Genomic DNA, 25,333 nt, shown 5'->3' on the forward strand with positions numbered 1-25,333 from the left:
AAGGTTTTTATTTTAAATTAATCTCTAGCATATATAATTTTTGTATTCCAAACATATAATCCAAACTTCTTTTCAAATGATATAAATTTTTTTTTTTTAATTTTTCAAGAATTTTGCTATGTTTCATTAATTCTTTTGGCATTACCCAGTTTTGTACCATTAAAATTTTGTATTTTTTAAAATTATTTTTTAAATAATTAAATATCTTTTTTTCATTAGCCAGTGATAAAATAGGAAAAATAATTGTACCATCTTTTAAAAGATGTTTTTTTGAGTTTTTTAAAACATTTAACGTCAATTTAGTTCCATCCTCTCCAGAATTACAACTTACATTTTTAAACCATTTAGATTTTCTTGCTAGCACTTCAGAAATTCCAGAAACATCATTAATAATAAAGTTAAATTTAGAATCTTTCCATGGTTGATATAGTGATCCTTTTTTAACATTAATTTTCAAGCCATTTAAGCTAGCGTTTTTTTCAGTGAGTTTGCACGCCTCATCACTAATGTCTGATGCATACATCTTTATTTTTGGATTTTTTAAATTAAGTAGATTAATTGCTATATATCCACTTCCACAGCCCAAATCTAGTATTTTACCTTTTAATTTTTGATTTGTTAAGCTTGATAATAAAAGATTCGAGGTGTCTGTTGGTCTAAATACTCTATTATTTAATTTGATTATATGGTTTTTTTGCATTCTTTAGATTAAAAAATTTTCTAATTTTTTTTTATTAAATTTGTTTACCTCTAAGAAAGATAGCTCATCACTCAAAATATGTGTTCCAATTTTTCCCTCAAAAATTGATCCTAATCTAATTTTTTCAGGTCTTAATATTGTGCAAATTCCAATTCTACTTGTTAAAATTTTTTCTTCTTTTAATTTGTTAGGAACAGTTCCGTCAACTATAAGTTTATCATTGTGGAAAATAGTTCCCTTTTCTTTCTTTACTACAAACATACTATCATAATTGTTATCTATAGCTTTCTTCAACATTTTATCATGTAAACCTTTTGTCCTATATGGAAAGTTTTCAGTCATTAAAACTATCAGATCTGGAAATATTTTATTTTTTTCCAACTCATTTAAAGTGAATTTAATTGTACTAATAATATCTATATGTGAAGCAGACAAACTTTTTGGCCTTAAGAAAGGAGCTGTCGCACCTAAATTTAAAGCAAGTTTTTTTGTCTCTTTGTTATCTGTAGATACAAAAACTTTTTTTATATATTTTGACTCATTAGCATAACTTATAGTGTTTTCTAACATTTGTTTTTTATTTAAAGAAATTGACTCACCTTTAATTGGAATTATAGCTACTATATTAAGGTTATTTAAATTATGAACATCTCTTGAACTATTTTGAATATTAATACCTTCTAGTATATTAACTATTTTATCACATCTTTCTTTATTCATGTTATGATTAATACCATGCCAATGAAATACAGATGCTTTAGGTTCATAAATAATCTTTAAATTTTTATTAATTATTGAATTGGCCCAGATTTTATCTTCTATATGAGGCGTATGTTCATCAAATTTATTTTTTTCCCATACTTCTTTTCTAAATGCACTATTAGCATTATGAAAGAAAGTATCCTTTACCTGAATTCTTTTATCCTCACCAAATGTATTATAAAGGTCTCTCTTATCAAAACTTGAGGAGTAAGGAAGTGGTCTTTGCTTACCGTATACTGCAGCAATTCTCTTATTCTTTAAATCCCTAACTAGATTAAAAAGCCACAAATCACTCTCTGGAATGCAGTGCGCTGAAAGACACACAATATACTTACCTTTTGATTTACTTACTCCCAAATTTATTGCTTTTCCAGGATAAAATTTTTTAATTTTAAAAATTTTTATAGGATATCTTTTTGCTTTATCAACTGTTTTATCACTTGAACAATTGTCTATTATTATAACCTCAAACAAAATTTTTTTTTGCATAAAAATTTTTTGCAAACATATATCGATCCACTTTTCTTCATTTTTTGTTCTTATAATTATTGATGTTAAATTCTTTTTATTTTTTTTTATTATTTTCATCATCTATTAGTTTCTTAAGTTCTTTTATTGTTAGAAAATGATTATCATCTGATCTATAATTAAAATTTTTTGGAACTTTTTTAAATTTTTTATAAAATTTAATAATATTATTATTTGCCTCGGGTAATATTGAATAAAATTTTCCTATATCATAAGTAGATCTTGCCTCATTTTGAGAAATCATTTCTTCATGTATCTTTTCTCCAGGTCTTATACCTATCAATTTAATTTTAGGATTTGAATGATACGCTTTAACTAAATCTAATATTTTATATGATTTGATTTTTGGAATAAATATTTCTCCACCTATAGCATTTTTTAAGCACCATTTTACCATTTCAACACTTTGATCTAATGTTATGTTAAATCTGGTCATATCTTTATCAGTAATTGAAAAAATACCTGATTTTTTAAAATTATCAAAAACTTCTGCTACTGAACCTCTAGATCCAAACACATTACCATACCTTACAACGGAAAAAATATTCTTTCCTGCGTAATTATTAGCAGATACAAAAAGTTTATCAGAACAAAGTTTGGTTGCTCCGTATAAATTAATTGGCGATGATGCTTTATCAGTAGATAATGCTATTAATTTTTTAATTTTTCTTTCGATTGACGCTTCAATTAAATTTTGTGCCCCTACAATATTGGTTTTTATATATTCAATAGGATTATACTCAGCACTATCAACTTGTTTAATAGCAGCTGCATGAATAACATGGTCTATATCTCTAAGTGCAATCATTAACCTATCTTTGTCTCTAATGTCACCTATAAAAAATCTTAATTTTTTATAGTTTTTATTATTAGATAATTTTTTTCTTAAAATAAATTGTTTGTACTCATCTCTACTAAATATTATTATTTTGTTATAATTTGAGTTGTTATTAATTAAGTTGCGAACAAAAGATTCCCCAAAAGATCCAGTTCCACCAGTTATTAATAAGTTTTTTTTCATTTTTTCAAAAGTTTAATTATTTTTTTTAAATACATTGAATTTTTAATTTCATTTAGATTAACTTAAATATTGGGGAGCATCCGTTAAGCCCAAATACTTTTCATAATAATTTATAAATTTTTTTTGTTAATTTAAGATCATCAGTATTATCTATATCAATTGCTCTAAATGTTTCAATCATATAGGGAATATAATTAAAATTATAGTGTTTAGTTTTTATAAGTTTTTCCGAACTAGAGTAAAATATATTACCAGTCGGATAGTAAGATTTTGAAAAAGTCTGTGTTTTTTTTAAGATATTTTTTCTATTGATAAATTTTAATTTACCATTTTTAATTTTCATACCTCTTTCGATTTTTGCTGGGTATCTTGCTACAGAAGCAACAGGAAATTTTTTATGAAATTTACAAAAAATTTTTCTTGTTTTGATTAAATCTTTAAAATTCAGCAAAGGTGACGTAGCAGATAGTACACAAACTTCACTGAATTCGTATCCTAATTCAAAAAATTTTTTTAAGTCTGATCTAACAGCTTTTAGTACGGGAGTATTGTCATCACTTAATTTTTTTTTTCTTTTAAAATCAGTTTTAAATCCATATGAATTGGCAATTCTAATATATTTATCTGAGTCGGTTGAGAGATGTATTTTATCAAATAGTCCAGTCTTTTTAGCTATTTGTAGTGAGTGAATTAGCATAGGTTTATTATTTATAATCTTAATATTCTTGTCTTTAATTCTTTTGCTTCCAGAGCGCGCAGGTACGATTAGTATTTTCATTTTTATATTATTAAGTATAAACTATGTTCAAAATATGAACACATTTTAATTTAATAAGAACATTAATTATAAAAAGTTATTATGAAAAATTTAGACATATTAAATGTGTTAAGACTAATGTTTAATGACCCACAGTCCAGTCAAAGAAAACTTGCAAATAAATCAAATTTAAGTTTAGGCAAACTAAACTATATAATTAATTCTTTAAAAAAAAAAGGATTGGTAAAAGTTAAAAATTTCAGAAATAGTAAAAAAAAAATGAATTATATTTATCTATTAACCCCTAATGGAATTTCTTATAAAACAAAAATTACTATTCTTTATATGAACAAAATATCTAAAGAATATGAATCTTTAAAAAAAGATCTTAATAAATAATGTATAAGAAAAAAATTCCTTATAGTAGACAATCGATATCTAAATTAGATATAAAAGAGGTTGTAAAAACATTAAAGAGTGATTTTTTAACTTCAGGACCTCAAGTACTAAAGTTTGAAAAAGAAATACAAAAATATTTAAAAGTAAAATATGCGGTATGTGTTAATTCAGCAACAAGTGCCCTCCATATTTCTTGCATGGCATTAGGTTTAAGAAAAAAAGATGAATTTTGGACATCTACAAATAGTTTTGTTGCATCTGCAAATTGTGGAGAATTTTGTGGGGCCAAACTTGATTTAGTTGATATTAATTTGGATGATTTTAACATATCTTTAGAACAATTAGAAAAAAAATTAATAAATAAAAAAAGTCCTAAGATTGTTATTCCAGTGCATTTAGCAGGATACCCATCTGATCTTAAAAAAATATCTTATTTAAGTAAAAAACATAATTTTAAAATTATAGAAGATGCTTCCCATGCTTTTGGATCAGAATATATGAAAAGTAAAATTGGAAGTTGTAAATATTCTGATATTGCTGTTTTTAGCTTTCACCCAGTAAAGATATTTACAAGTGGAGAAGGAGGCGTCTTAGTTACTAATAATAAGAATTACTATGAAAAAGCTCTAATGTTAAGAAATCATGGAATTACTAGAGACAAAAAAAGATATTACTATAAAAAAAATAATAGCATTTATTATGAGCAACAAATTCTTGGTTACAATTATAGATTAAGCGATTTGCATGCCGCATTGGGCTCAAGTCAATTAAAAAAAATACACATCTTTGAGAAACTACGATTTAAAATAAAAAAGAGATATGATCAAAAATTGAATAAATTACCCCTTTTATTTCCTAAATATAAAAATACGAATTTTTCAAATCACCTTTACATAGTTTTAATTGACCCCACTAAAACCAAAAAAAAGAGAGATAGTTTAATAGAATTTTTAAATAAAAAGATGATCACTACCAGTGTGCACTATATACCAATTCATAAGCAGCCATATTATAAGAAATATAATTTTCTTTCAAAAAATTTTAGAAACTCAAATTTTTATTATAATAATGCAATTAGCCTTCCTATTTTTCCATATCTAACTACAGAAAAACAAAATTACATAATAAAATGTATAGAAAAATTTTTTCAAAAATAGTGATGGCAAAGTATTTTTTATATATAGTTTGTATTTTTGACATATTAAATACAGACCTAATTTTAAGTAAGATACCAATAGATTTTCTTCAGGAATATTAAGAGATACAAAAGAGAATAGTTTAAATGTTAAAAAAATTTATAGATTATAAAAGAAATCAAATAATTATTAATAAAAAAGAATCTGATAAAAATGTAATAATTGTAGACAGAGGAAGATACATAGCAGCACTACAGTCATGTTTAATTGCAGCTGCAATAAATCTTAAGTATAAATATAATGTAAAAGTTTTAACTTCTAAGAAAAAAGATGACCTAATTATTGATTTTTATAAAAGTTTTGGAATAGAAGATTTTATTTATGGGGTAAATATAGGTTCATTTATAAAAAATATTTATGAATTTATTTTAAGTTTTATAAACTTTATAAAATCAGGCTTAATTATAAGTTGCCATTCTATGGATTGGTTTGTTAATAAGTTTGAAATCAAAGGAATTAAGGTAGGTGACTTAATTTATGATTCGTACATTAGAAAAAAACAAAGATATTTAAAGCCAAAAAAAGATTTTTTTTTTTATTATTTACTTTTTAGGACTATATTTAAGGTAGTTAAGATATTAAATTTAGTAAAAACCAATAATATTAAATTCGTAATTATAAGTACAATGTCATATGCAAATAATGATGCTATTTTTTGTAGAATAGCTATTAAACAAAAAATCAAAGTTTTAGAAGCTGGTACTTTTGAAAAAAAAAGTAGTATACTTGAATACGATAATAATGACTTGAGGTATGGACCTAGAAGTATTCATTTTGATAAGATTTCAAAGGAAAAAGTTAAATGATATAAAGTTATCTAAAAATTTTTTAAATAAATTTATTAAAAACAGATTTGAAAGTAAAATTAAATTTATTCATCAAAAAAATGATGATGTTAAAATAGCGAATAAAACAAAGGTTAAACTTTCACGAAATGATTTTTTAATTAAATTTGCCCCCAAAAAAAAATATAAAAAAATAATAATTTTTGCACCTCATGCATTTTCAGATGCACCTCACGCTGTTGGGTATGATATATGCTTCAGAGATTTTTATTCGCATTTTACAGAAACAATTGACAAGATAGTTAATTTAAAAAATAAGGATGTGTTATGGATTGTACGACCACACCCATTATCAAATTTTTATGGTGAGAAAAATGTTGTTGAAAATTATTTAAAAAAATTCAATCAAAAAAATTTAATTCTATGCCCAAAGGGCCTATCAACAAAAAATTTGTTAGAAATTTGTGATACAGTAATTACACTCAAGGGTGTAATAGGATTAGAGCTTGCCTCAATTGGAAAAAAATCTATCACATGTGGATATCCGCTATATTCCAATTTTGGCATTTCTTTTGAGGTAAATTCAAAAAATAAATATTTTAAAATATTAAACAAAGCACACAAAATTAATTATAAATTGCCTAAAAAAAAAGAACTTTTAGCAAAAAAGTTGCTTTATTATATGGAGCTAGTAATACCATATAAAACTATGGAGAGTAGTCAAAATTTTACAGATTTAATAAAAGATATTTACACTGACACAGATAAATCAGATCTTACTTGGAAAAAGCTTTTAAATAGATTAAAAAAAAATGGTGGATTTTTAAATGATAATTTTTATCTAGATTGCTTAAAGAAACTATAAGTCTTAACTAAATCTGTAGTACTATTTGCTGAATATATATTTTTTAAATGTAAATTTAGTAACTTTTATATCGCGTTTAGAATCAAGAACTAAAAATGACTTAGCCAATGAAATTTATTATTAACACTCTACTCAGGCTAAATTATCACAAAGTTCAATGATATGATAAAAGAAAAAAATATAAAATATGATAAAAGAAAAAAATTTAAAATCTAATTCCAATTAAAAAAAACTGTGATTAAAACATTAATAAAAATTCCTAAGTTTTTTTTGAAGATACATAAAATTAATTTATTTTTTTTCATTATTTTCTCACTATTTATACCTTTACTTGAGTCAATAGGTGTTACTTCATTAGGAGCAGTTATATTATTTGTTTTAGATGCTGAAAGCTTCATACATTTTATACCTGGTGAGAGCAATAGAAACATATTGCTTGGAATGGAGAAAACACGGTTAATTTTTTATTCAAGCCTATTATTTGTTATTACAATTTTGCTTAAAAATTTATTTATTTTTATGTATTTTGTTTTTGAAGCTAACCTCAAAAGACAGATTGGTAACTATCATACAAAACTTTTATTTAAAAAATTTATAGACAAAAACTATATAGATTTGATAATTCACAATTTATCAAATATTCAAAACGAAATTTTAGTACAGGTAAAAAAAATTTCTATTTTAATTTTTCTTATAGTCGGGTTTACAAAAGATATTATTTTAGCGTTAATTTTTATTACGACTTTACTTATTATGAATTTTAAGGCAACAATCTTATTATTAATAGTAAGTTTAATAATAACATTTTTGTTTTTTTTTATGACAAATGAAAAAATAAAATTTAAGGGTGGAAGAATTAGATTGTTAGAAGGTGATCTAGTTAAGATAGTAAGATCAACTTTTGAAGGATTTAAAATAATTATTTTGTTCGGAAAAAAAAAGTTTTTTAGTAAAAAATTTTCAAATGCTTTGAATGAAATGACAAATCACATACTATGGTATACTATTTTATCTAAAGTACCTAAGTTATTATTTGAAATGATATTTGCTGTGTCGATAGTTGTTTTCTTAAATTTTATTATTGTGCAGGAAAATGATATAAAAGAAGCTATACCTTACTTAGTGTTTTTATCATTAATTATAATAAGAATGCTTCCTATTTTTTCTAATATTAATCTTGTAATTGCCCAAATAGAAATTAACAAAATTGCTGTAGAAAATATAATAGATTTACTATTGCAAACTTCTGCATCATCAAATTCAAAAAAAATAATATATAAAAAAGACGTAGAAAAAAATTTATTTAATAAAATTGAGAATTTAAATCTAATAAAAATAAACTTTAAATTTCCAAAATCAAATAATAAAATATTAAATAACTTTTCTTACAGTTTCGGTACGAATAAGTTATATGCATTAGTTGGCAGATCAGGTACTGGAAAATCTACACTTGTTGACTTAATAACAGGCGTGCTAGAGCCTGATAGTGGACAAGTTTTGTCTGGACGAATTAGTATTTTTGAAAATTTAATAAATTGGCAAAGTAAAGTTGGCTATGTACCCCAAGAAAATTTTTTAATAAATGATTCAATCAAAAATAATATTTGTTTTGGTGAGGATGAAGAAAAAATTGATAATAAAAGATTAAATGATGCAATAAACCAATCTGATTTAAGAGATTTTATTAACAATCTCCCAAAAAAAGAAAATACTGAGATTGCAGATAGAGGCATTAATATTTCTGGTGGCCAAAGACAAAGAATAGGTTTGGCAAGGGCTTTATACCAGAATAGAAATGTATTGCTTCTTGATGAGGCTACAAGCTCTGTAGATACTGACACCGAAGATGCAATTCTTAAAACACTTCATAAAATTAAAAATAATAGAATAATTATTATGATTGCTCACAGACAATCAAGCATTGAAAAGTGTGACCAAATAATTAATCTTGAAAGATTTAAATGATGAAAAATGATACACTAATTAAGAAGTAATCTTCAGTCATTTATCTTATTCAAAATAGATCTTTTGAGACGAAAAATTAATGTGTGCAAAATATAAAAAAGTTATAAATGTGTAAGACCTAAAATAGAAAAAGCTGCTATCTAAATTTTTTAAATTCTAATGATAGTTTTTTTTTAAAACCACCAAGAAAACTAGGTAAATAGTCTCTCACATAAAATTTAATTAATGCTTTTAATAAATTCTTTGAATTCCATCCATTTTCTTGAACTTCCATAAAATTCATATTATGTTTTGAAATCAAACACGATGTTTGAGACAAATTTGAAGTTGTGCAAATAAGATATTTTAATTTTGATAAAATTAGCATTTCTTCAATATTATCTCTTCCAATTTCGTATCTATGATTATTTCTAACTTTTAAATCAAATATTTTGCTTTGGTTTGACCTAAAAGATTCCTTTCTATAAATTAGGGTATTTCCATATTTTTTTTGAAATAGTTTAAGATATTTATCCTGATCAGTTATCAAAAAAATTTTGTTAAATTTATATTTACTAATAGCATCATTAATTAAATGATGCATTTGGCCTATTGTTGGTGGAAATGGATGATTAGCTGTAGTTTTACGGTCAGTACCTCTTAAATGGACTCCTAAAACTTTTTTATTTAAAAAATTTTTCTTTTCAAAATTATTAGCTGCTATTAAAAATTTTTTTTTAATCTTAATATATTTTTTAAAAATTCTTAGAAGATTTTTATCTGAGTGATAATTTTTTTTCATATTTTTTGAAAAAAAACCATTAGTTACTAAAACATTTTGACTTTGATAAACTTCATTAAGAGTATAATTCGAAACTGGTTCAAAATAATATTGCCAAGAGTTTCTAGTTCCAAATATCCTATATTTTTGATTGTATCTATTATAAAAATTTTCCAGATCTATAACTGGAGTTGCTTTTAAATTTTCTGCCAGTTTTAAATGGTGAAGTATAAATAATAAATTTGAAAAAAGCCCACCACCTTCTTTATTTTTTTCATGTATTTTAATAACATAGAACAATTTATTTTTATTCTTTCCCCCAAATCTTTTAAAAAAATATGTAGGATCATTATTAATAAAATCAAATTTTTTTATTAATATGTTTGCAATCGGTTTATCTGTTATCTTTCTATAAATTTTTTTGTATACAAAGTTTTTAAATTTATTTAACATTAGCTTTTAAGAAATTTTAAATAATTGTTTATAATTTTTTTTTCATCAAATTTTTTTTTTGAGTAAATACTAACTTTATATTTATTTAGATTACTTAAACACCATTTTACTCCAGCATATATATCCTCGTTAGAATTAGATTTTGACAAGTAGCCATTTTTTTTATGATCAATAACTGATGTTAATCCTGTGTTATTGAAAACAACGGACGGTACCCCCATAATAGAACCTTCTTGTGCAATTAATCCAAATGATTCTTGCATACTTGGTAAAATTAACAAATCAATTGATGAGTAGAATATTTTTAAAGATATCTCATCTTTCAATTTACCTATATTTAGAATCTTTTTTTTAATATTAAGTTTTTTAAGGTAAGAATTGAACTCTTCATGATTATCTTCACCAAAAACTATAAATTGATATTTGTCTTTATTTAATTTTTTTACTAAATTAAGATAAAATTTAAGTCCTTTTCTTTCATTTTTTAAATAATTATCAGAACCAAATACAATTATTTTCTTATTTTGTTCAATCTTTAAAAGTTTTTTTATATATTTGTTATTTTTAATGTAGTTCCAATTATTAACATCAATTGGTAGAGGAATTTCTGTAATTTGTTTATCTTTAAATAAAAAACTTTTTTTTGCAGCATTTTTCATCCAGCTGGAAGTAACAATTATTTTTTTTATTTTTTTAAAATGTCTAGTTTTTTTTTCCCAAATATATTTATTAATATCCAATCCAGTTTCGTTAGTAGGTTTGTTAGAGAGCTTATAGCCATATTCAAATCTTTTATTATTAGTATAATGTTCTGCCCCACAAAAAGGCCACATATCGTGAAGAGTCCAAACTAATTTAGCTTTAATTTTGTTAATTTGTGAAATTGATATTGTTTCATTTCCAATCCAATGCAAATTGACAATATCTGCATTAAATTTATTAATTTCATAGAGTAAATTAGATGGAATTATATTTAAAGAATGTGTTGTTTTATTTTTAGATTTAAAAAGAAATTTTAAATTTCTATTAATTGAACCTTTAATAATATTTTTTAATTTTTCAGATGTCTTATTTATTGAAAAAGTTTTTGGATCATTTAAGATTTTATCACTAACCAATAGATTTGAGTCAATTTTATTTCTAAGTAATAGTTTATGAATTCTCATCACAGCAATAGCTGCACCACCGTAATTATCTGAAAAATTTACATGTAGAATTTTCATAATTTTATAAGGTATTAATTTTATTCCAATATATCAAAACTAAATGATTTTTTAATTTTAGTTAACTTGTAAAATGTTGTTATTTATAATACATAATTTAAAATTAAGTATCTAAATATTATATATTAAATAAATAGCAATAATTTTAAAATTAATAGAATTTAAATATATGGAATTTCAAAAAAAATGAATATTACAATATTAGGAGCTGGGATAGGATCTGTTTCATTGGCATATTTTCTTCAGAGCAAAAAAAACATAAAAAATATTACTATTGTTGAAAAAGAAACACATATAGGAGGATTGCTCAGATCTTACAAAATAAATAAGATACACTATGATGTTGGTCCCCATATAATATTTTCAAAACATAAAGATATACTAAAATTAATGCTTAAAATGCTTAAAAATAACAAGCATAAAATAAAAAGATCAAATAAAATAGTTTATAAAAATGATTATTATATTAAATATCCATATGAAAATGATCTCTATAAATTACCCTTAAATGATCGAAAAAGAGCGCTAAATACTTTTTTAAAAAACCCGTATAAAAAAATTAAACCAAAAACTATGCAAGATTTTTTTTTAAAAACATTTGGAAAAGGTATATTTGAACAGTATTTAAAACCATATAATAACAAAATATGGAAAATGCATGTATCAAAACTTGACACACAGATGGTTGACAGAATTCCACAGCCACCTGTGGCAGACATTATAAAAAGTGCAAATGGTATAAAGACAGAGGGTTATAGGCATCAACTGTATTTTGATTACCCAAAAAAAGGTGGAATCCAATCATTATTTGATGCTTTCTATAATAAATTAAACAAAAAAAAAGTTAAGATCATTAAGAATTTTAAAATAAAAAAAATAATCAAAAAAAATAAATCAATGATTATTAAAAGTAATAAAGAGATATTAAAAACAGACAAAATAGTTTCAACAATTCCTCTAAATAATTTTTATCGATATTTTGAAAAAAATGAAAACAACACAAAAATATCAAAAAAGCTGAAATATAACTCAATTATAATTTCTATATTTAATGTTAAGGGAAACAAAGCGGGAGATAATTTTGCCCTAATGGTTCCAGACAAGAATATAATTTTTCATAGAATATCAAAATTAGATTTTTTAGGAAAAAGTTATTCTTTAAGTGGTACTACCACATTCGAAATAGAGGTAACATTTAAAAAAGGAGACAAGATTTCTAAAATGAGTAAAAACCAAATTTTTCAAAAGATTACTCAAGGATTAAAAAAATTGAAGTTTATAAATAAAGTCAGTGACGTAAAATTTAAAGAAACAAAAACTTTTGAACACGCCTATGTAATTTATGATTTAAATCACCGAAAAAATGTAGATTTTTTAATAAAAGAATATGCAAAAAAAAATATAGATTTACTTGGAAGGTGGGGATCTTGGGAATATTTAAATTCTGACCAAGTCATTAAACAAGCAAAAGATTTGTCTAAAAAATTTTAATTAATGAAAAATAAAAAAATTATTTTTATAACTGGTGTTGCTGGAATGTTGGGTTCAGAGCTGATAAAAAAGTTATTGTCACCAAAAAATATTATAATAGGGGTAGATAATTTTAAGTTAGGTAAAAAAAAATTCATTAAAAATTATCTTGAAGCTAAAAATTTTCACTTCTTCAATATAGATTTAAGTAAAAAAATTATACATAAACTTAAATTTTTAAAAAACATCCCTTTTGATTTTGAAAGCATGGGGACTCAAAAATTTAAAATTTAGATCTAATCTTTAAAAGATTCATAAGAGACAAAATAACTACTTTAGGTATTTTTGTCATAGGTATTCCTCTAGACCATCTTTTTTTATTTTCCAAATATTCTATTGGCAATTGAATTATTTTATAATTATATTTGAAGAAATATATGAATATTTGAGATGTAAACAAGTAGGGAGTAAAATTTTGTTTATTTACTATTTTTTTTATACAGGTTTTCCTAAAAACTTTGAAACCGCAATCGTAATCTTTATATTTTTTGTTAAATAACAAATTTATAGACTTGGTATAAAAAAAAGTCAGTATTCTCCTAAAAATTTTATCTTTTCTTTTAATCCTGTAGCCAGATAGTAGATCAGTTTTTTTCTTAAAAAAAGTATCTATAAACTTCCTTAAATTTTTAAAATCATATTTTTTTCCTGTATCAGAAAAAAAAATAGTATCATTACGACAACTTTTAATTCCTGTCAAAAATGCATTTGTATAACCTCTTCTTTTTTTGACGCTATTTAATGTTAAATTATATTTTTTTTTAAAAAACTTTAGCCTTTCATAAGTTCCGTCAGTACTTCCATCCTGAATAACAACCAATTGATAATCTATAAAATTTTTTAAATTTTTTTTTATAGATATGATGTCTTTTTCAATTGTTTTTATTTCATTACAAACCAAAATAAGTATTGATATTTTTTCTTTATTAATCATTTAAGTTATTTTATAAAAGTAGAATTAATTATTGCATCCCCAGATTTTATTTCGTTAAAAATTTTAAATTTATCATTTATTATGTCTTTTCTTCGAACATATCCATTATAAACAGTTATTATATAATCAGCCTCTTCAATATTTTTTACTAAAGAGATTATTTTTTGCTCTTCTGGATATAAAAAAAAATCTACAGTATAGCTTAATTTAGTACGGCTAATTCCATATATATTGATTTTTTTTCTATTGTCATTATCAAGAATATATTTTATGGCAGCTTTGTTTGAAACACCCCAATAATCTAGTTCAAATTTATCTTGCACATCTTTTCCAGCCAATAAATTAAAATATGTCATTTGAAATGGATGATTTTTATAGATTGTGTAAGATGTATCAATCAAAGATAGACATATTGGAAACACTATTAAGTATTTTAATTTTTTGTTTTTGTCAAAAATCCATTTTAAACCAATCATCGATATAAAAATTATAAATGGGTAAATAAAATATAAATGTCTCCATCCATTTAATAAACTTTTTGATAACACAATTGCAGCTACAAAAGGAATTAAAAAAACAAAAAAAATAAAAAGATCGTTAATTTTTATTTTATCAAATCCTACTTTAATTTCGCTTATTAAATTTGTTAATATCTTTAAAATACCAAAAAAAAACAGTATTAAATATAATATTGGTGTGGTGACTGATATCCAAACTATTAAATAATGCCAAGGTGTTTCTGTATTTGGGTAAAACTTACCTAAGTATAATATATCAGTAACACTTGAGTTTATTGCCCATTGGAATTGTTGTATAAATATTTTGATTGGCGAAATCCATATAGGGGGATTTAATATATATGAAAGAATTAAAATTAAGATGATAAATATAAATATTTTTTTTAATAATGTGTTTAAGTTGATTTTTTTTATTGAAAAAATATATATTAACCCAATCATGAATAGAGCTGGCATATAAATAGCCATGGGTCTAAGACATATTGAGATAGATGAAAATATGCATGAGTAAATTAAATGTTTAGTTTTAAATTTTTGAAAAAATTTTAAATAAAAATAAGAAATAAAAATTATTGAACTCATAAAAGGTATATCGTTTGGATTATAAAAAGATTGAGCAAAAATTCTTGGCGACAGAATTAAAAAAGATGCTCCCAAAAGAGCAAATTTATAATTTTTAAATTTCAAGTTTAATATAAGAAAAAAACAATAAACTCCTAAAAAAAATACTAAAAAGGTTAATAAATGTTTCAGTTGCAAGGCCTCAACCTTATTTTTTGCTCCACTCAAAAATTCTAAAATTGTTGTAAAAATATGAAAAGGAATACCTGAAAATATTTGAGTTTTTTGTAACTCAGGAATTGTGAAATAATCTTTTCCACTGGCTATTTTTTCTGAAAATTCAGGAAAAAAATAGTCATTTAAAGTGTATAAAATTGTTACTCCTTGATACCTATAACCAACCTCATCAACTGATATGCCATAGTCCTTATAAACATTAAGACCAATAGTTAAAAAACTTATAAAGAATATAGATATAAATATTTTTTCAAATTTCATAGTTTATTAAAAAGGTTATTTCAAATTTTTTACTGTCTTTTTGACTAACTATTATGGCTGCAATCTTCATTTTATAGTTTATTTGATTTATATTAATTATTTATAGCGTTAAATTTTATCTAAATAGTTATTATAAATTTAAAATATATTATTTTATAATATAGTTTAATTCTAACAATAATTTAATTACTACTAACAGACCTAGAAAAATGAAAGAAAATTTTAAATCAATCTACATTGTTAAAAAAAGGAACATATTGCATGGAGGGCAAAGATTAAATTTTAAATTATCAAAACCTTTATTATCTATAATTACAGTAGTGTTGAATGGTGAAAAACACTTAGAAGAGACTATAAAGAGTGTATTGAAACAAAAAAAATCTTTTGAATATATTTTGATAGATGGACAATCAAATGACAATTCTTTAAAGATTATCAAGAAATATTCTAATAAAATTTCTTATTGGTTAAGTGAAAAAGATAAAGGCTTATATGATGCTTTTAATAAAGGAATGAAATTAGCGCAAGGAAAATATATTGGAATAATCAATTCTGACGATGTGTACACAAATAAAGCATTTGATATTGTTCATAAATATATAACTAAGAATCCACAAGCAGACTTTATATTTGGTAGTGTAAAAAAACATTGGGGCATTTTATATGGGTATAAACCTAAGAAAATAAAATTTAGTTGGGGCTTTTATTCTAGTCATTCAACTGGCTTTTTTATTAAAAAAGATGCAGCCAAGAAAGTTGGTTTGTATAATATAAAATATAAATACCATGCTGATTATGATTATTTTTATAGAATGATTGTAAAAAAAAAATTAATTGGAATTGCAACAAAAAAAAATGAAGTTGTTGGAGTTTTTAGGAGAGGAGGATTTTCCAGTACTATTTCTTATAGAAAAATGTTTTTTGAAGAATTAAAAATTAGACATGATAATGGACAAAATATTATATTCCTCTTAATATTAGGAATTTATAAAATTTTAAATTACTGGAAAAAAAAAATAATTAAATAATGAAAATATTAATCACTTATGAAAAAGAAAATTTTTTACTGGTCGCCTTGCTTAAATCCTGTCGGTACTGTTAAATCAACATTAAATTCTGCTGTATCAGCCGTTCAATATGGATCAAATTTTTTTGACGTTACATTAATTAATGCATGCGGAGAGTGGGATGAATATTTAGATTATTTTAAAGAAAATCATGTAAAAATTATTAATTTTAAATATAAATTTTTTAAGTACCTTCCTAAACATGGTTATATTCAGAGCCGTTTTTCCTACATAATAATTTTTTTATTCTGTTTTTTCCCACTTATTAAATTGATAAAATCTAATAAACCAGAATTTTTTATTGCCCATTTAATTACCTCTTTACCTCTAACAATTATGAATTTATTAAAAACAGATACAAAATTTATTTTAAGGATTTCAGGTATGCCTAAATTAAATTTAATAAGAAAATCATTTTGGAAAATAATATCAGCAAAATTATATATGGTAACAAGCCCATCTATTGAGCTAATGAATAAACTTATTAACATAAATTTATTTGATCAAAATAAAATTTCTTTTTTACCTGATGCGATAATTGATATTAAACAATTCATTTTTAAAAAAAATTCAGAAATTCAGAATTTTCAAACATTTGACAAAAAAAGACTAATTTTTGCTGCTGGAAGACTAACAAAACAAAAAAATTTTTCATACTTAATTGATGAATTTTCAACTTTTCTTCAAAATAATAAAGATTTTATACTATTGATACTAGGTGATGGCGAGGAAAGGAGTAAGTTAGAAAAACAAATTATAAAAAAAAAACTTCAAACAAATGTTTATTTAATTGGACATGTGAATAATGTCTTTAAATATTTTAAAAAAGGAGAAGTTTTTGTTTTAAGTTCCTTGTGGGAAGAGGTAGGATTTGTAATGGTAGAGGCTGCTTTAACAAATTTATTTGTAATCTCTAGTAATTGTCCAAATGGACCAAAAGAATTTTTGTCAGATGGAAGATATGGAATTTTATTTGAAAATAATAAGAAGGGTGAATTATCTAACAGTTTAATAAAATACACCAACTTAAAAGACTTAAAAAAACATAAATTTGAAATAAAAAAAAATACTAAACAATACACAAAATATAGGCATTTCCTTAAATTAAAAAATATTTTAAAGAATAATATTAATTAGTTTATTTGGTTAACCAAATTTAAGTATTTTTTAAGATTAATTTGATAATCAAATCTATGCAATTTTTTAATTGCATGACTTAACTTCTTTAAACATTTTTTTTTATTTTTTTTGTAATATATTATTTTATTTGCTAGTTGATTATGATTTCCTACATTAAATAAAAGCCCTCCCTTGCCATTCAATAAAATTTCTTGCGGACCAGTAGGACACTTGGAGGAAATAATAAACTTTTTTAATGTTAACGACTCCAATAATACGTTTGGTAAACCCTCATATTTAGATGATAGTATAAATAATTCAGCTTGTTTTAGTAGTGGAAAGGGGTTGTCTACAAAATCAATTATCTTTATGAACTGATTTAAATTATTCTGTAATATATATTCTGAAAGTTTTTTATGTAATTTACCACGTCCAATTATAACTGCTTCAAATTTAATAATTTCTTTGATTTGATTTAAGGCTTTTAAAAGTGTGATCTGGTCTTTTTGTTCAGTTAATCTTCCAATATTTAATATTTTTAATTGTTTTTTATTTGTAAATATTTTTTTTGATTTTTTTTTAGACTTTTTTATGATTTCATCATTATTTAATGGATTGTAAATACATGTTGCATTTACATCAAATTCTTTTTTCAAGTCACTTTTAAATTGAATGCTATTAACCATAACTCTATCTGCAAGATTTAAAAAAAACTTAAAAACTAATCTTTTTAATAAATTTTTAGACCAACCAGCAGGTGCTGAATTTGATCTTGCTATCACTTTAATGGAAAATAATTTACAGATTATTATACAGTATATATTAGCTTGAAATGCAAAAACTACTATATTTCTACTTTTTAATATTTCTTTAATAAGCAAAAAAATTGATAAAAAATATTTTGATCTTCTATTTAATCTATCCCAGAAATTTGATGTGAGAGAAATAAATTTAATTGAGTTGTTAAATCTTTTTTTATACTTTTTTGAAATTGTGATTAATGTTACATTATTTAGTTTTTTACATAGATAATTACTCACTAAAAACAAATTTTTTTCAACACCTCCGCCTTCAATAGAGGGCATAAATATTATTAATTGTTTTTTCATTTCTATTTACTAAGCATAAAATTATAATAAGGTTATAAAATGAGTTTATAAGTGTTATTATACCCTATTATCAAAAAAAAAAATATATTACTTCAAGTATAAATTCCGTTTTAAAACAATCGTATAAAAATCTAGAATTAATAATTATTTATGATGATACTAATCATGAAGATTTAATCATTCTTAACAATTTAAAAAAAAAAGATAAAAGAATTAAGATTTTTATTAACAAAAAAAACATGGGTGCAGGCCCATCAAGAAATAAAGGAATTAAATTAAGCAGGGGAAAGTTTATTGCTTTTTTAGATTCAGATGATTTGTGGTCTCGAAATAAACTCAAAAAACAAATTTTTTTTATGAAACAACATAAAATTAAAATTTCACACACTTCGTATTATATAATTAATTACAAAAATAAAGTAATTGGACAGCGTAAGGCAAAAGACCTTAGTCATAAACAACTTTTGAAGTCATGCGATATTGGGCTATCAACAATAATATTAGATAAAAAATTAATTAAAAATAATATCAAATTTGCCAGTATAAAAACTAAAGAAGATTATGTTTTATGGCTTCAAATTACTCTAAATGAAAAAAAAATTTATGCTTTACCTGACAATTTAACAAAATGGAGAAAGCTTGATAATTCTTTGTCTTCATCTAAATTCCAAAAATTTAAAGATGGATATTTAGTTTATAGGAAGTATATGAAATTCAACCAAATAAAATCTTTTTTTTATTTATGTTTGCTTTCTATAAACTTTCTTTTAAAACAGATTAACACAAAATGAATATTATATTATTTTTTTTAATCTTAAGTTTAGGTTTAATTTTGAATTATATTTGTATTAAAAAAAATATTTTATTAAATTTAACAGGAGATGCTCATCAAAAATTCACATCTTCTGAAAGTGTACCTTTATTAGGTGGAATAATTCTAATTCTTGCATCTTTTTTTTATATTAATTTATCAAATTTTACTTTTATTTTTTTTATTTCAGTTATTTTTTTTATTGGTTTTTTGTCTGACATAAAAAAAATTAACTCTCCAAAACTAAGATTGTTTTTTCAAATTTTGACGGTATATACCTGCATACATTTTTCATCAATTATTATCACTCCAACAAATATACTTTTACTAGATTATCTGCTTGGAAATATTAGTTTTCAAATAGCTTTTACAATGTTTTGTATTCTAGTGGTGATTAATGGGTATAATTTTATAGATGGTGTCAATACCTCTCTTGTTGGATATTGTTTAATTATTTCTTCTAGTTTATATTATCTAGACTTAAACGGCATTCAAGCAAGTCAAATTTTAGACTTACGAAGTTTAATATATGTTTTAGTAGCTATTTTTATATTAAATTTTTTTAACAAATTATATTTAGGGGATGGTGGATCATATTTATTGGGCTTGCTATTTGCTATATATTTGATTGACACATATAAAGTCAATGACTCCATGTCATCTTTGTTTGTAATTAGTTTGCTTTGGTATCCCGCCTATGAGAATCTATTTTCAATTTTAAGAAAAGTAAAATTTTCAATTTCACCAATTAATCCAGACACAAATCACCTACATCAACTAATATTTTTTTATTTGAGAGAAATTTTTGGTAGAAATAATTTTTATGTAAATACATTTACCGGCTTATTAATTAATCTTTATAATTTATTAGGTATTATGTTGGCAACAAAATTTTATAATAATTCTCAGATTCTAATACTAATTATAATATTTAATGTATTTTTTTATACTTTTGTTTACATAAAGCTAAAAAATAAAAATTCAAAATCTATTTGAAAAATAGTTTAATCATATGGTTTAAAATCAAAAAACCATCTCGGAAGGCATTAACTTTTTTTTTACCAGCAATTCTTTTTCTTTCAAAAGCATTTATACATCCTAATTTCATCATATTTTTTTTTGCTTTTATTGGTAATTCAACGCATAAAGAAAAATCTTTTTGGGACAAATTTAGTTTTTTTGCTTGATCAGTTTTTCCAATTAAATAAGTATATAAAATATCAGATATATTAAGCTTGAAAAATATTTTTCCAATATAACTAAATATAAAGTTACCTATTAGGGTTATTATTGTGTCATCATCGCTGCCTGCGTTAGCTTCATACCTAGATGCAAATATAAAATCTAACTGTCTAATTTGCATAGATTTAAGCATGTTATTTATTTCAGAGGGATTAAACGAACCATCTGCGTTAAAAATACAAAAATATTCAGTATGACAATTATTTATACCTTCAATAATAGCATCTCCATAACCTAAGTTTTTTTGATAGATTATATTAACTTTATGATTTTCTATTGACTGAATAGTTTTTGTATCAGAGGAATGCAAAACAATATTAACATTATAATTAAATTTTTTTAACTCACTTAATACTGTTGGCAAACTTTCAGATTCATTTTTAGCTGGAATTATTAAAGTAAGGTTTTTCATAATCAAAATCAAATTAAAGTATTGTAATAACTTTTCAAGTTTATATGCTGTTATTTTAATAAAAAATCCTATAATTAAAGGCGATGCCTAATTTTTTAATCTTAATATTTTATTATTTTGTAATTCTCATCTCTGTATTAGGTTATGGTTCTTTTTTTTTAAAAGTATTCGAAAAAAAATTAGTTAGCAATAACTTTGGATACGTAGGCTTATTTGGAATCTATGTGTTTTTAGTATATTCATATTTAAGTAATTTTATTTTAGCACATTCTCAATTTCATAATATTCTAATACTTATTATTGGTACAATTCTCTTTTTTTTAAAAATTATAAAAAATTATTTAAAATATCGAAAAGAAATATTTTTAACTTTTTTTGTTTTTATTATAATTTCTAGTTCTTTATTTTTATATAAAAATCATGATGATTTCTCATATTATCATTTTCCGTATACATATTATTTAACACAGCAAAGTTTTTATATTGGTGTTGGCCAGTTTGGTCATGGTTTTAGAACACCCTCATCTATATTTTATATAAACTCATTATTTTATTTACCATATGCAAAGTTTCATTTGTTCCATCTTTCTCAAATTTATATTTTAGGTTTTGCAAACATTATATTACTTAAAAATATTCATAGTTATTTTACTTATTTAAAAATTAAAAAAGAAAAAATTAATCTCACAAACTATCTTAGTTTGTTTTCGATAATTTTTATTAATATTTTTTTTTATAGAATTGCAGAGCATGGAACAGATCGATCTGCACAAATATTAGTATTTATATTTATAATTGAGATGATAGTTTTTATAAATTTAAAAAATATCAAAAGTATAGATTTATTTAAACTGTATTTATTGGGAGCAATTATAGTTTCACTAAAAGCATTTTATATATTGTATGCAGCATTCTTCATACCTCTACTTTTTTTGATGAAGTCAAAAAATAAGAGTTATACTAAGTCGTTTATTTTTTTAATTTTTAATAAATATTTTTCTTTATTTATATTATTATTATTTTTTGTTTTATTTACTTATTTTATCAACACAGGTTGCATAATATACCCTTTAAGCATTACATGTTTTGATAATTTAAATTGGAGCATTCCTTCTACAGAAACACTTTTAATGAATAATCATTATGAACTTTGGTCAAAAGCTGGAAAAACACCAACATCAAGAGTTTTAAATCCAAATGAGTATATTCAAGGTTTTAACTGGGTTAAAAATTGGATGGATCTTTATTTTTTTAATAAAGTTTCTGATTTTCTTTTAGGGTTAATATTACTAATTATTATTGTGATATTTTCTTTCAAAGGAAAATCTTTAAATAAATATAAATATAAATATAAAAATAATTATAATTATATTTATTTAATCTACTTGATATTAATAGTTTTGGGATTTGAGTGGTTTTATAATCATCCAGCATTAAGATACGGAGGTTATAGTATTATTGGATTGTTATTTTTTATACCAGTTTGCATGAGGCTAGAATTAATTAAGATAGATTATATTAAATATACTAGAGCCACACTAATATTACTTATTATAACAATATTGGTGTTTAACTTAAGAAATATTCATAGAATAATTAAAGAGGTAAATTTTTATCAATATAAACCATTAATTGAAGTGTTCTATTGGGTAGAAGATAGTAATTTTCGTGTTCAAAAATCAATGAATGATTTAATAACTCAATATAATTTTTGTATAGATTCAAATGTCCTATGTTCTAAAAAACAAAAAGTGTATAAAAAATATGGGAAGATAATATTTAATAATAGAATGAATGATTAAAAAATTAGTTTTATTATTTTTAAGTTTTTTTGATTATTTTTATCAAAAAAAGATTATTAAATTTCTTAAAAAAAATAGTTTATCGGAGATTAACTTAATTTTTGATGTTGGGGCACATAAAGGAGAATCTATAAATTTATTTCTAAAAAATATGAAAGTAGAAAATATTGTTTCATTTGAAGCAAGCCCATTAAATTTTAAATATTTAGAAAATAATAAAAAAAATCTAGAAAAAAAATTTCCAAATACAAAAATAATTATAGAAAATTTAGCATTAAGTTCTGATGGTAGAGTAGTTACTTTTAATCAGTTTAACGAAAGTTCTTCTTCAACAATAAATAATATTAATCAAGAATCAAGATATTTTAAAAGAAAGTTTAATTTATTAAATTTACGAAATAAAAAAAAAATATATGAAAGTTTTAAGTTAAAAACAGAAACATTAGATAATTATATATATCAAAATAATTTTAATAGAATATCTTTTCTTAAAATTGACACAGAAGGTTATGAATATGAAATCCTAATAGGATTAAAAAAAAGAATTAAATCTGTGGATACAATAATGTTTGAGCATCACTATGATAATATGATTATTAAAGAATATACATTTTCAGATATTAATTATCTTTTAAAAAAAAATGATTTTTATCAAATATTTAAATCTAGAATGCCATTTAGAAAATCATTTGAATATATCTATAGAAGAAAAGAAATTGACTAAATTAAAAGTTTCAGTGTTGATAGCAAATTATAATAATCAACAATATATTGAAGATTGCATTGATTCAATTAAACAGCAATCATATGATAATATTGAAATTATTTTCCATGATGATTTATCTTCAGACGATTCTATAAAAAAGATTAATGAATACAAAAATATAAAGGTTATAAAAAATAAGAAACGTGGAAAATATGGTTCATTTAATCAAATTAATGCATATAAGCGAGCTTTTAAAAAAAGCAGTGGAGATATAATTTTTTTTTTAGATAGTGACGATTTATTTAAAAAAAATAAAATAGAGGCAATAGTTAATAAATTTTTAAGTAATAAAAAAATTTCTTCAATATTTGACTTACCAATTCATGCGTACAAAAATAAAAAAAAAATTATTATAAATAAAAAAAAGATTATGTCATCTTTTTGGCCATACATTCCTCCTCAAAGTTGCATTGCAGTAAAAAGAAACCTTTTTAACAAAATGATTAATAAAATTAATTTCAACTTATTCCCAGACATTTGGATGGATTTCAGAATAGCAATATATTTAAAATATATAGAAAAAAATTTTTTTATATTAGAAAAAAATTTAACGATTTATAGACAATCTCCAAAAATGATTTCTTCAAAGTTTATATTTTTATCTTTTAATTGGTGGAAAAGAAGAGAGCAAGCACATGCTTATGTAAAATATTTTTTTTTTAAAAATAAAATACAATACAAAAAAAATTTAGATTATTTTTTGACTAAATTATTAAATTTTTTTATTTGATGAAAAAAAAAATACTAATAATTGGAAAAAAGGGTTTCATCTCTAAAAATCTAATCAAATTTTTTAATAAAAAAAAAATAAATTTTTATTCAATTAGTTTTAAAAATTTTATTATCAAATCCTATTTAGGCAATAAAGAATTTGACTATATTATTAACTGCTCTTCTAATAAGAGTTATATAAATAATAAATATCAATCTCAAAATGATTATGATTTGTTGATAGCAAAAAAAATAAAAAACTCCAAAACTAAACTAGTAATGTTAAGTACTAGAAAAGTTTATAAACCAAAATTTAATATAAAAGAATCTCATAAAAAAAATCCAACCTGCAATTATTCAAAAAATAAATTGCAATCTGAGATTTCAATCAAAACAATTTTACAAAATAGATTTTTGATTTTAAGAATTTCTAATATTATAGGATCTCCAAATAATAGTAAAAAAAAGCTTCATAAGACATTTTCTGATATTTTTTTTGAAACAGTGAAACGTGGACTAATATATAAAAATAAAGATACTTATAAAGATTTTATTTCTATAAAAAAATTTTGTGAAATTATTCATGCACTGATAATAAATGGTTCATATGGTGTTTTTAATGTTTCGATAGGAAAAAAAATTTATACAAAAAAAATTATAAAATGGTTAAATTATCATAATCATAATAAAGTTAAGTTGATTAATATTAACAATACTTTTAATAATGAAAGTTTTACACTAAATAATGATAAACTTATGAAGATAATTAAAATTAAAAATCGTCTAGATGATTTAAGAAAAGAATGTATAATTATTAGTAAAAATTTCTTTATATAAAA

The 25,333-nt window shown here is 22.6% G+C and carries 25 protein-coding genes; 15 read left to right on the forward strand and 10 right to left on the reverse strand.

The window, feature by feature from the left end:
* Nucleotides 1-7: 7 nt before the first annotated feature.
* The 4 genes from ABXT61_RS00755 to ABXT61_RS00770 form a co-directional block, all read right to left on the reverse strand.
* Nucleotides 8-700: a methyltransferase gene (locus ABXT61_RS00755; protein WP_415315421.1), complete on the reverse strand. Its 693-nt coding sequence runs from the start codon at nt 698-700 to the stop codon at nt 8-10.
* A gap of 3 nt (nt 701-703) precedes the next feature.
* Nucleotides 704-2,053 carry a glycosyltransferase family 2 protein gene (locus ABXT61_RS00760; RefSeq protein ID WP_415315422.1) on the reverse strand — a complete coding sequence of 450 codons (1,350 nt, stop codon included), beginning with the start codon at nt 2,051-2,053 and terminating at the stop codon, nt 704-706.
* Nucleotides 2,028-3,011, reverse strand: coding sequence for a UDP-N-acetylglucosamine 4,6-dehydratase (inverting) (gene pseB / locus ABXT61_RS00765; RefSeq protein ID WP_415315423.1), 984 nt, complete (start codon nt 3,009-3,011; stop codon nt 2,028-2,030). The genes ABXT61_RS00760 and pseB overlap by 26 nt, the downstream gene beginning before the upstream one ends.
* Nucleotides 3,012-3,111: 100 nt before the next feature.
* A complete protein-coding gene (locus ABXT61_RS00770) occupies nt 3,112-3,789 on the reverse strand; it encodes a cytidylyltransferase domain-containing protein (RefSeq protein WP_415315424.1) in 678 nt (225 codons plus the stop codon).
* An 81-nt stretch (nt 3,790-3,870) separates the two neighbouring features.
* On the opposite strand from ABXT61_RS00770, the gene ABXT61_RS00775 reads away from it, so the two are divergent.
* The 5 genes from ABXT61_RS00775 (at nt 3,871) to ABXT61_RS00795 (ending at nt 8,978) form a co-directional block, all read left to right on the forward strand.
* The gene (locus ABXT61_RS00775) at nt 3,871-4,167 is read left to right on the forward strand and encodes a MarR family EPS-associated transcriptional regulator (protein WP_415315425.1); all 297 of its coding nucleotides are present in this window, start codon (nt 3,871-3,873) and stop codon (nt 4,165-4,167) included.
* Nucleotides 4,167-5,324, forward strand: a complete 1,158-nt coding sequence (gene pseC / locus ABXT61_RS00780; protein WP_415315426.1) for a UDP-4-amino-4,6-dideoxy-N-acetyl-beta-L-altrosamine transaminase — start codon at nt 4,167-4,169, stop codon at nt 5,322-5,324. Before ABXT61_RS00775 ends, pseC begins: the two co-directional genes overlap by 1 nt.
* 125 nt (nt 5,325-5,449) lie before the next feature.
* Complete coding sequence (locus tag ABXT61_RS00785) at nt 5,450-6,169, forward strand: hypothetical protein (RefSeq protein WP_415315427.1); 720 nt, start codon at nt 5,450-5,452, stop codon at nt 6,167-6,169.
* The gene (locus ABXT61_RS00790; RefSeq protein ID WP_415315428.1) at nt 6,117-7,013 is read left to right on the forward strand and encodes a hypothetical protein; all 897 of its coding nucleotides are present in this window, start codon (nt 6,117-6,119) and stop codon (nt 7,011-7,013) included. Before ABXT61_RS00785 ends, ABXT61_RS00790 begins: the two co-directional genes overlap by 53 nt.
* Before the next feature lie 234 nt (nt 7,014-7,247).
* Nucleotides 7,248-8,978 carry an ATP-binding cassette domain-containing protein gene (locus ABXT61_RS00795; protein ID WP_415315429.1) on the forward strand — a complete coding sequence of 577 codons (1,731 nt, stop codon included), beginning with the start codon at nt 7,248-7,250 and terminating at the stop codon, nt 8,976-8,978.
* 136 nt (nt 8,979-9,114) lie between these two features.
* Here ABXT61_RS00795 and ABXT61_RS00800 read toward each other — a convergent pair whose 3' ends face one another.
* Both ABXT61_RS00800 and ABXT61_RS00805 read right to left on the reverse strand, forming a co-directional pair.
* Complete coding sequence (locus ABXT61_RS00800; RefSeq protein WP_415315430.1) at nt 9,115-10,191, reverse strand: hypothetical protein; 1,077 nt, start codon at nt 10,189-10,191, stop codon at nt 9,115-9,117.
* The gene (locus tag ABXT61_RS00805) at nt 10,191-11,414 is read right to left on the reverse strand and encodes a glycosyltransferase (protein WP_415315431.1); all 1,224 of its coding nucleotides are present in this window, start codon (nt 11,412-11,414) and stop codon (nt 10,191-10,193) included. Before ABXT61_RS00805 ends, ABXT61_RS00800 begins: the two co-directional genes overlap by 1 nt.
* 186 nt (nt 11,415-11,600) lie before the next feature.
* Between ABXT61_RS00805 and ABXT61_RS00810 the strand changes: the two genes are divergently transcribed.
* Together ABXT61_RS00810 and ABXT61_RS00815 are read left to right on the forward strand one after the other, a co-directional pair.
* Nucleotides 11,601-12,905 carry a protoporphyrinogen/coproporphyrinogen oxidase gene (locus ABXT61_RS00810; protein ID WP_415315432.1) on the forward strand — a complete coding sequence of 435 codons (1,305 nt, stop codon included), beginning with the start codon at nt 11,601-11,603 and terminating at the stop codon, nt 12,903-12,905.
* A gap of 3 nt (nt 12,906-12,908) precedes the next feature.
* Nucleotides 12,909-13,178 carry an NAD-dependent epimerase/dehydratase family protein gene (locus ABXT61_RS00815; RefSeq protein ID WP_415315433.1) on the forward strand — a complete coding sequence of 90 codons (270 nt, stop codon included), beginning with the start codon at nt 12,909-12,911 and terminating at the stop codon, nt 13,176-13,178.
* Here ABXT61_RS00815 and ABXT61_RS00820 read toward each other — a convergent pair.
* Both ABXT61_RS00820 and ABXT61_RS00825 read right to left on the reverse strand, forming a co-directional pair.
* Nucleotides 13,168-13,878, reverse strand: coding sequence for a glycosyltransferase family 2 protein (locus ABXT61_RS00820; RefSeq protein ID WP_415315434.1), 711 nt, complete (start codon nt 13,876-13,878; stop codon nt 13,168-13,170). The genes ABXT61_RS00815 and ABXT61_RS00820 overlap by 11 nt on opposite strands.
* Nucleotides 13,879-13,883: 5 nt before the next feature.
* Nucleotides 13,884-15,455 (reverse strand): hypothetical protein, encoded by a 1,572-nt coding sequence (locus tag ABXT61_RS00825; protein ID WP_415315435.1) that lies wholly within the window; start codon nt 15,453-15,455, stop codon nt 13,884-13,886.
* Between the two features lie 209 nt (nt 15,456-15,664).
* On the opposite strand from ABXT61_RS00825, the gene ABXT61_RS00830 reads away from it, so the two are divergent.
* Nucleotides 15,665-16,483, forward strand: a complete 819-nt coding sequence (locus ABXT61_RS00830) for a glycosyltransferase family 2 protein (protein WP_415315436.1) — start codon at nt 15,665-15,667, stop codon at nt 16,481-16,483.
* A gap of 18 nt (nt 16,484-16,501) precedes the next feature.
* The gene (locus ABXT61_RS00835; RefSeq protein ID WP_415315437.1) at nt 16,502-17,659 is read left to right on the forward strand and encodes a glycosyltransferase; all 1,158 of its coding nucleotides are present in this window, start codon (nt 16,502-16,504) and stop codon (nt 17,657-17,659) included.
* Here the strand turns inward: ABXT61_RS00835 and ABXT61_RS00840 are convergent.
* Nucleotides 17,656-18,750: a glycosyltransferase gene (locus ABXT61_RS00840; protein ID WP_415315438.1), complete on the reverse strand. Its 1,095-nt coding sequence runs from the start codon at nt 18,748-18,750 to the stop codon at nt 17,656-17,658. The two genes, ABXT61_RS00835 and ABXT61_RS00840, sit on opposite strands and share 4 nt — an antisense overlap.
* 59 nt (nt 18,751-18,809) lie before the next feature.
* Between ABXT61_RS00840 and ABXT61_RS00845 the strand changes: the two genes are divergently transcribed.
* Nucleotides 18,810-19,541, forward strand: a complete 732-nt coding sequence (locus tag ABXT61_RS00845) for a glycosyltransferase family 2 protein (protein WP_415315931.1) — start codon at nt 18,810-18,812, stop codon at nt 19,539-19,541.
* On the forward strand, nt 19,538-20,557 hold the full coding sequence (locus ABXT61_RS00850; RefSeq protein ID WP_415315439.1) for a hypothetical protein: 1,020 nt from the start codon (nt 19,538-19,540) through the stop codon (nt 20,555-20,557). Before ABXT61_RS00845 ends, ABXT61_RS00850 begins: the two co-directional genes overlap by 4 nt.
* Here ABXT61_RS00850 and ABXT61_RS00855 read toward each other — a convergent pair.
* Nucleotides 20,550-21,215, reverse strand: coding sequence for a glycosyltransferase family 2 protein (locus ABXT61_RS00855; protein WP_415315440.1), 666 nt, complete (start codon nt 21,213-21,215; stop codon nt 20,550-20,552). The genes ABXT61_RS00850 and ABXT61_RS00855 overlap by 8 nt on opposite strands.
* 83 nt (nt 21,216-21,298) lie before the next feature.
* Between ABXT61_RS00855 and ABXT61_RS00860 the strand changes: the two genes are divergently transcribed.
* Genes ABXT61_RS00860 through ABXT61_RS00875 form a run of 4 tightly spaced genes read left to right on the forward strand, consistent with a single transcriptional unit; the run spans nt 21,299 to nt 25,331 of the window.
* Nucleotides 21,299-23,017 carry a hypothetical protein gene (locus ABXT61_RS00860; protein WP_415315441.1) on the forward strand — a complete coding sequence of 573 codons (1,719 nt, stop codon included), beginning with the start codon at nt 21,299-21,301 and terminating at the stop codon, nt 23,015-23,017.
* Entirely contained in the window at nt 23,010-23,741 is a 732-nt protein-coding gene (locus tag ABXT61_RS00865) for an FkbM family methyltransferase (protein ID WP_415315442.1), read from the forward strand. Before ABXT61_RS00860 ends, ABXT61_RS00865 begins: the two co-directional genes overlap by 8 nt.
* On the forward strand, nt 23,659-24,513 hold the full coding sequence (locus ABXT61_RS00870) for a glycosyltransferase family 2 protein (RefSeq protein WP_415315443.1): 855 nt from the start codon (nt 23,659-23,661) through the stop codon (nt 24,511-24,513). The genes ABXT61_RS00865 and ABXT61_RS00870 overlap by 83 nt, the downstream gene beginning before the upstream one ends.
* Nucleotides 24,513-25,331 carry an NAD-dependent epimerase/dehydratase family protein gene (locus ABXT61_RS00875; protein ID WP_415315444.1) on the forward strand — a complete coding sequence of 273 codons (819 nt, stop codon included), beginning with the start codon at nt 24,513-24,515 and terminating at the stop codon, nt 25,329-25,331. Before ABXT61_RS00870 ends, ABXT61_RS00875 begins: the two co-directional genes overlap by 1 nt.
* Nucleotides 25,332-25,333: the final 2 nt, after the last annotated feature.

Source organism: Candidatus Pelagibacter sp. Uisw_137 (assembly GCF_047720245.1).
Classification (GTDB): domain Bacteria; phylum Pseudomonadota; class Alphaproteobacteria; order Pelagibacterales; family Pelagibacteraceae; genus Pelagibacter.

Excerpts from the sequence above, each read along its gene's own strand:
- ABXT61_RS00755 (WP_415315421.1), bottom strand. The coding sequence starts at position 700 with ATGCAAAAAAACCATATAATCAAATTAAATAATAGAGTATTTAGACCA.
- ABXT61_RS00760 (WP_415315422.1), bottom strand. The coding sequence starts at position 2,053 with ATGATGAAAATAATAAAAAAAAATAAAAAGAATTTAACATCAATAATT.
- pseB (WP_415315423.1), bottom strand. The coding sequence starts at position 3,011 with ATGAAAAAAAACTTATTAATAACTGGTGGAACTGGATCTTTTGGGGAA.
- ABXT61_RS00770 (WP_415315424.1), bottom strand. The coding sequence starts at position 3,789 with ATGAAAATACTAATCGTACCTGCGCGCTCTGGAAGCAAAAGAATTAAA.
- ABXT61_RS00775 (WP_415315425.1), top strand. The coding sequence starts at position 3,871 with ATGAAAAATTTAGACATATTAAATGTGTTAAGACTAATGTTTAATGAC.
- pseC (WP_415315426.1), top strand. The coding sequence starts at position 4,167 with ATGTATAAGAAAAAAATTCCTTATAGTAGACAATCGATATCTAAATTA.
- ABXT61_RS00785 (WP_415315427.1), top strand. The coding sequence starts at position 5,450 with ATGTTAAAAAAATTTATAGATTATAAAAGAAATCAAATAATTATTAAT.
- ABXT61_RS00790 (WP_415315428.1), top strand. The coding sequence starts at position 6,117 with ATGGACCTAGAAGTATTCATTTTGATAAGATTTCAAAGGAAAAAGTTA.
- ABXT61_RS00800 (WP_415315430.1), bottom strand. The coding sequence starts at position 10,191 with ATGTTAAATAAATTTAAAAACTTTGTATACAAAAAAATTTATAGAAAG.
- ABXT61_RS00805 (WP_415315431.1), bottom strand. The coding sequence starts at position 11,414 with ATGAAAATTCTACATGTAAATTTTTCAGATAATTACGGTGGTGCAGCT.
- ABXT61_RS00810 (WP_415315432.1), top strand. The coding sequence starts at position 11,601 with ATGAATATTACAATATTAGGAGCTGGGATAGGATCTGTTTCATTGGCA.
- ABXT61_RS00815 (WP_415315433.1), top strand. The coding sequence starts at position 12,909 with ATGAAAAATAAAAAAATTATTTTTATAACTGGTGTTGCTGGAATGTTG.
- ABXT61_RS00820 (WP_415315434.1), bottom strand. The coding sequence starts at position 13,878 with ATGATTAATAAAGAAAAAATATCAATACTTATTTTGGTTTGTAATGAA.
- ABXT61_RS00825 (WP_415315435.1), bottom strand. The coding sequence starts at position 15,455 with ATGAAATTTGAAAAAATATTTATATCTATATTCTTTATAAGTTTTTTA.
- ABXT61_RS00830 (WP_415315436.1), top strand. The coding sequence starts at position 15,665 with ATGAAAGAAAATTTTAAATCAATCTACATTGTTAAAAAAAGGAACATA.
- ABXT61_RS00835 (WP_415315437.1), top strand. The coding sequence starts at position 16,502 with ATGAAAAAGAAAATTTTTTACTGGTCGCCTTGCTTAAATCCTGTCGGT.
- ABXT61_RS00840 (WP_415315438.1), bottom strand. The coding sequence starts at position 18,750 with ATGAAAAAACAATTAATAATATTTATGCCCTCTATTGAAGGCGGAGGT.
- ABXT61_RS00850 (WP_415315439.1), top strand. The coding sequence starts at position 19,538 with ATGAATATTATATTATTTTTTTTAATCTTAAGTTTAGGTTTAATTTTG.
- ABXT61_RS00855 (WP_415315440.1), bottom strand. The coding sequence starts at position 21,215 with ATGAAAAACCTTACTTTAATAATTCCAGCTAAAAATGAATCTGAAAGT.
- ABXT61_RS00860 (WP_415315441.1), top strand. The coding sequence starts at position 21,299 with ATGCCTAATTTTTTAATCTTAATATTTTATTATTTTGTAATTCTCATC.
- ABXT61_RS00865 (WP_415315442.1), top strand. The coding sequence starts at position 23,010 with ATGATTAAAAAATTAGTTTTATTATTTTTAAGTTTTTTTGATTATTTT.
- ABXT61_RS00870 (WP_415315443.1), top strand. The coding sequence starts at position 23,659 with ATGATTTTTATCAAATATTTAAATCTAGAATGCCATTTAGAAAATCAT.
- ABXT61_RS00875 (WP_415315444.1), top strand. The coding sequence starts at position 24,513 with ATGAAAAAAAAAATACTAATAATTGGAAAAAAGGGTTTCATCTCTAAA.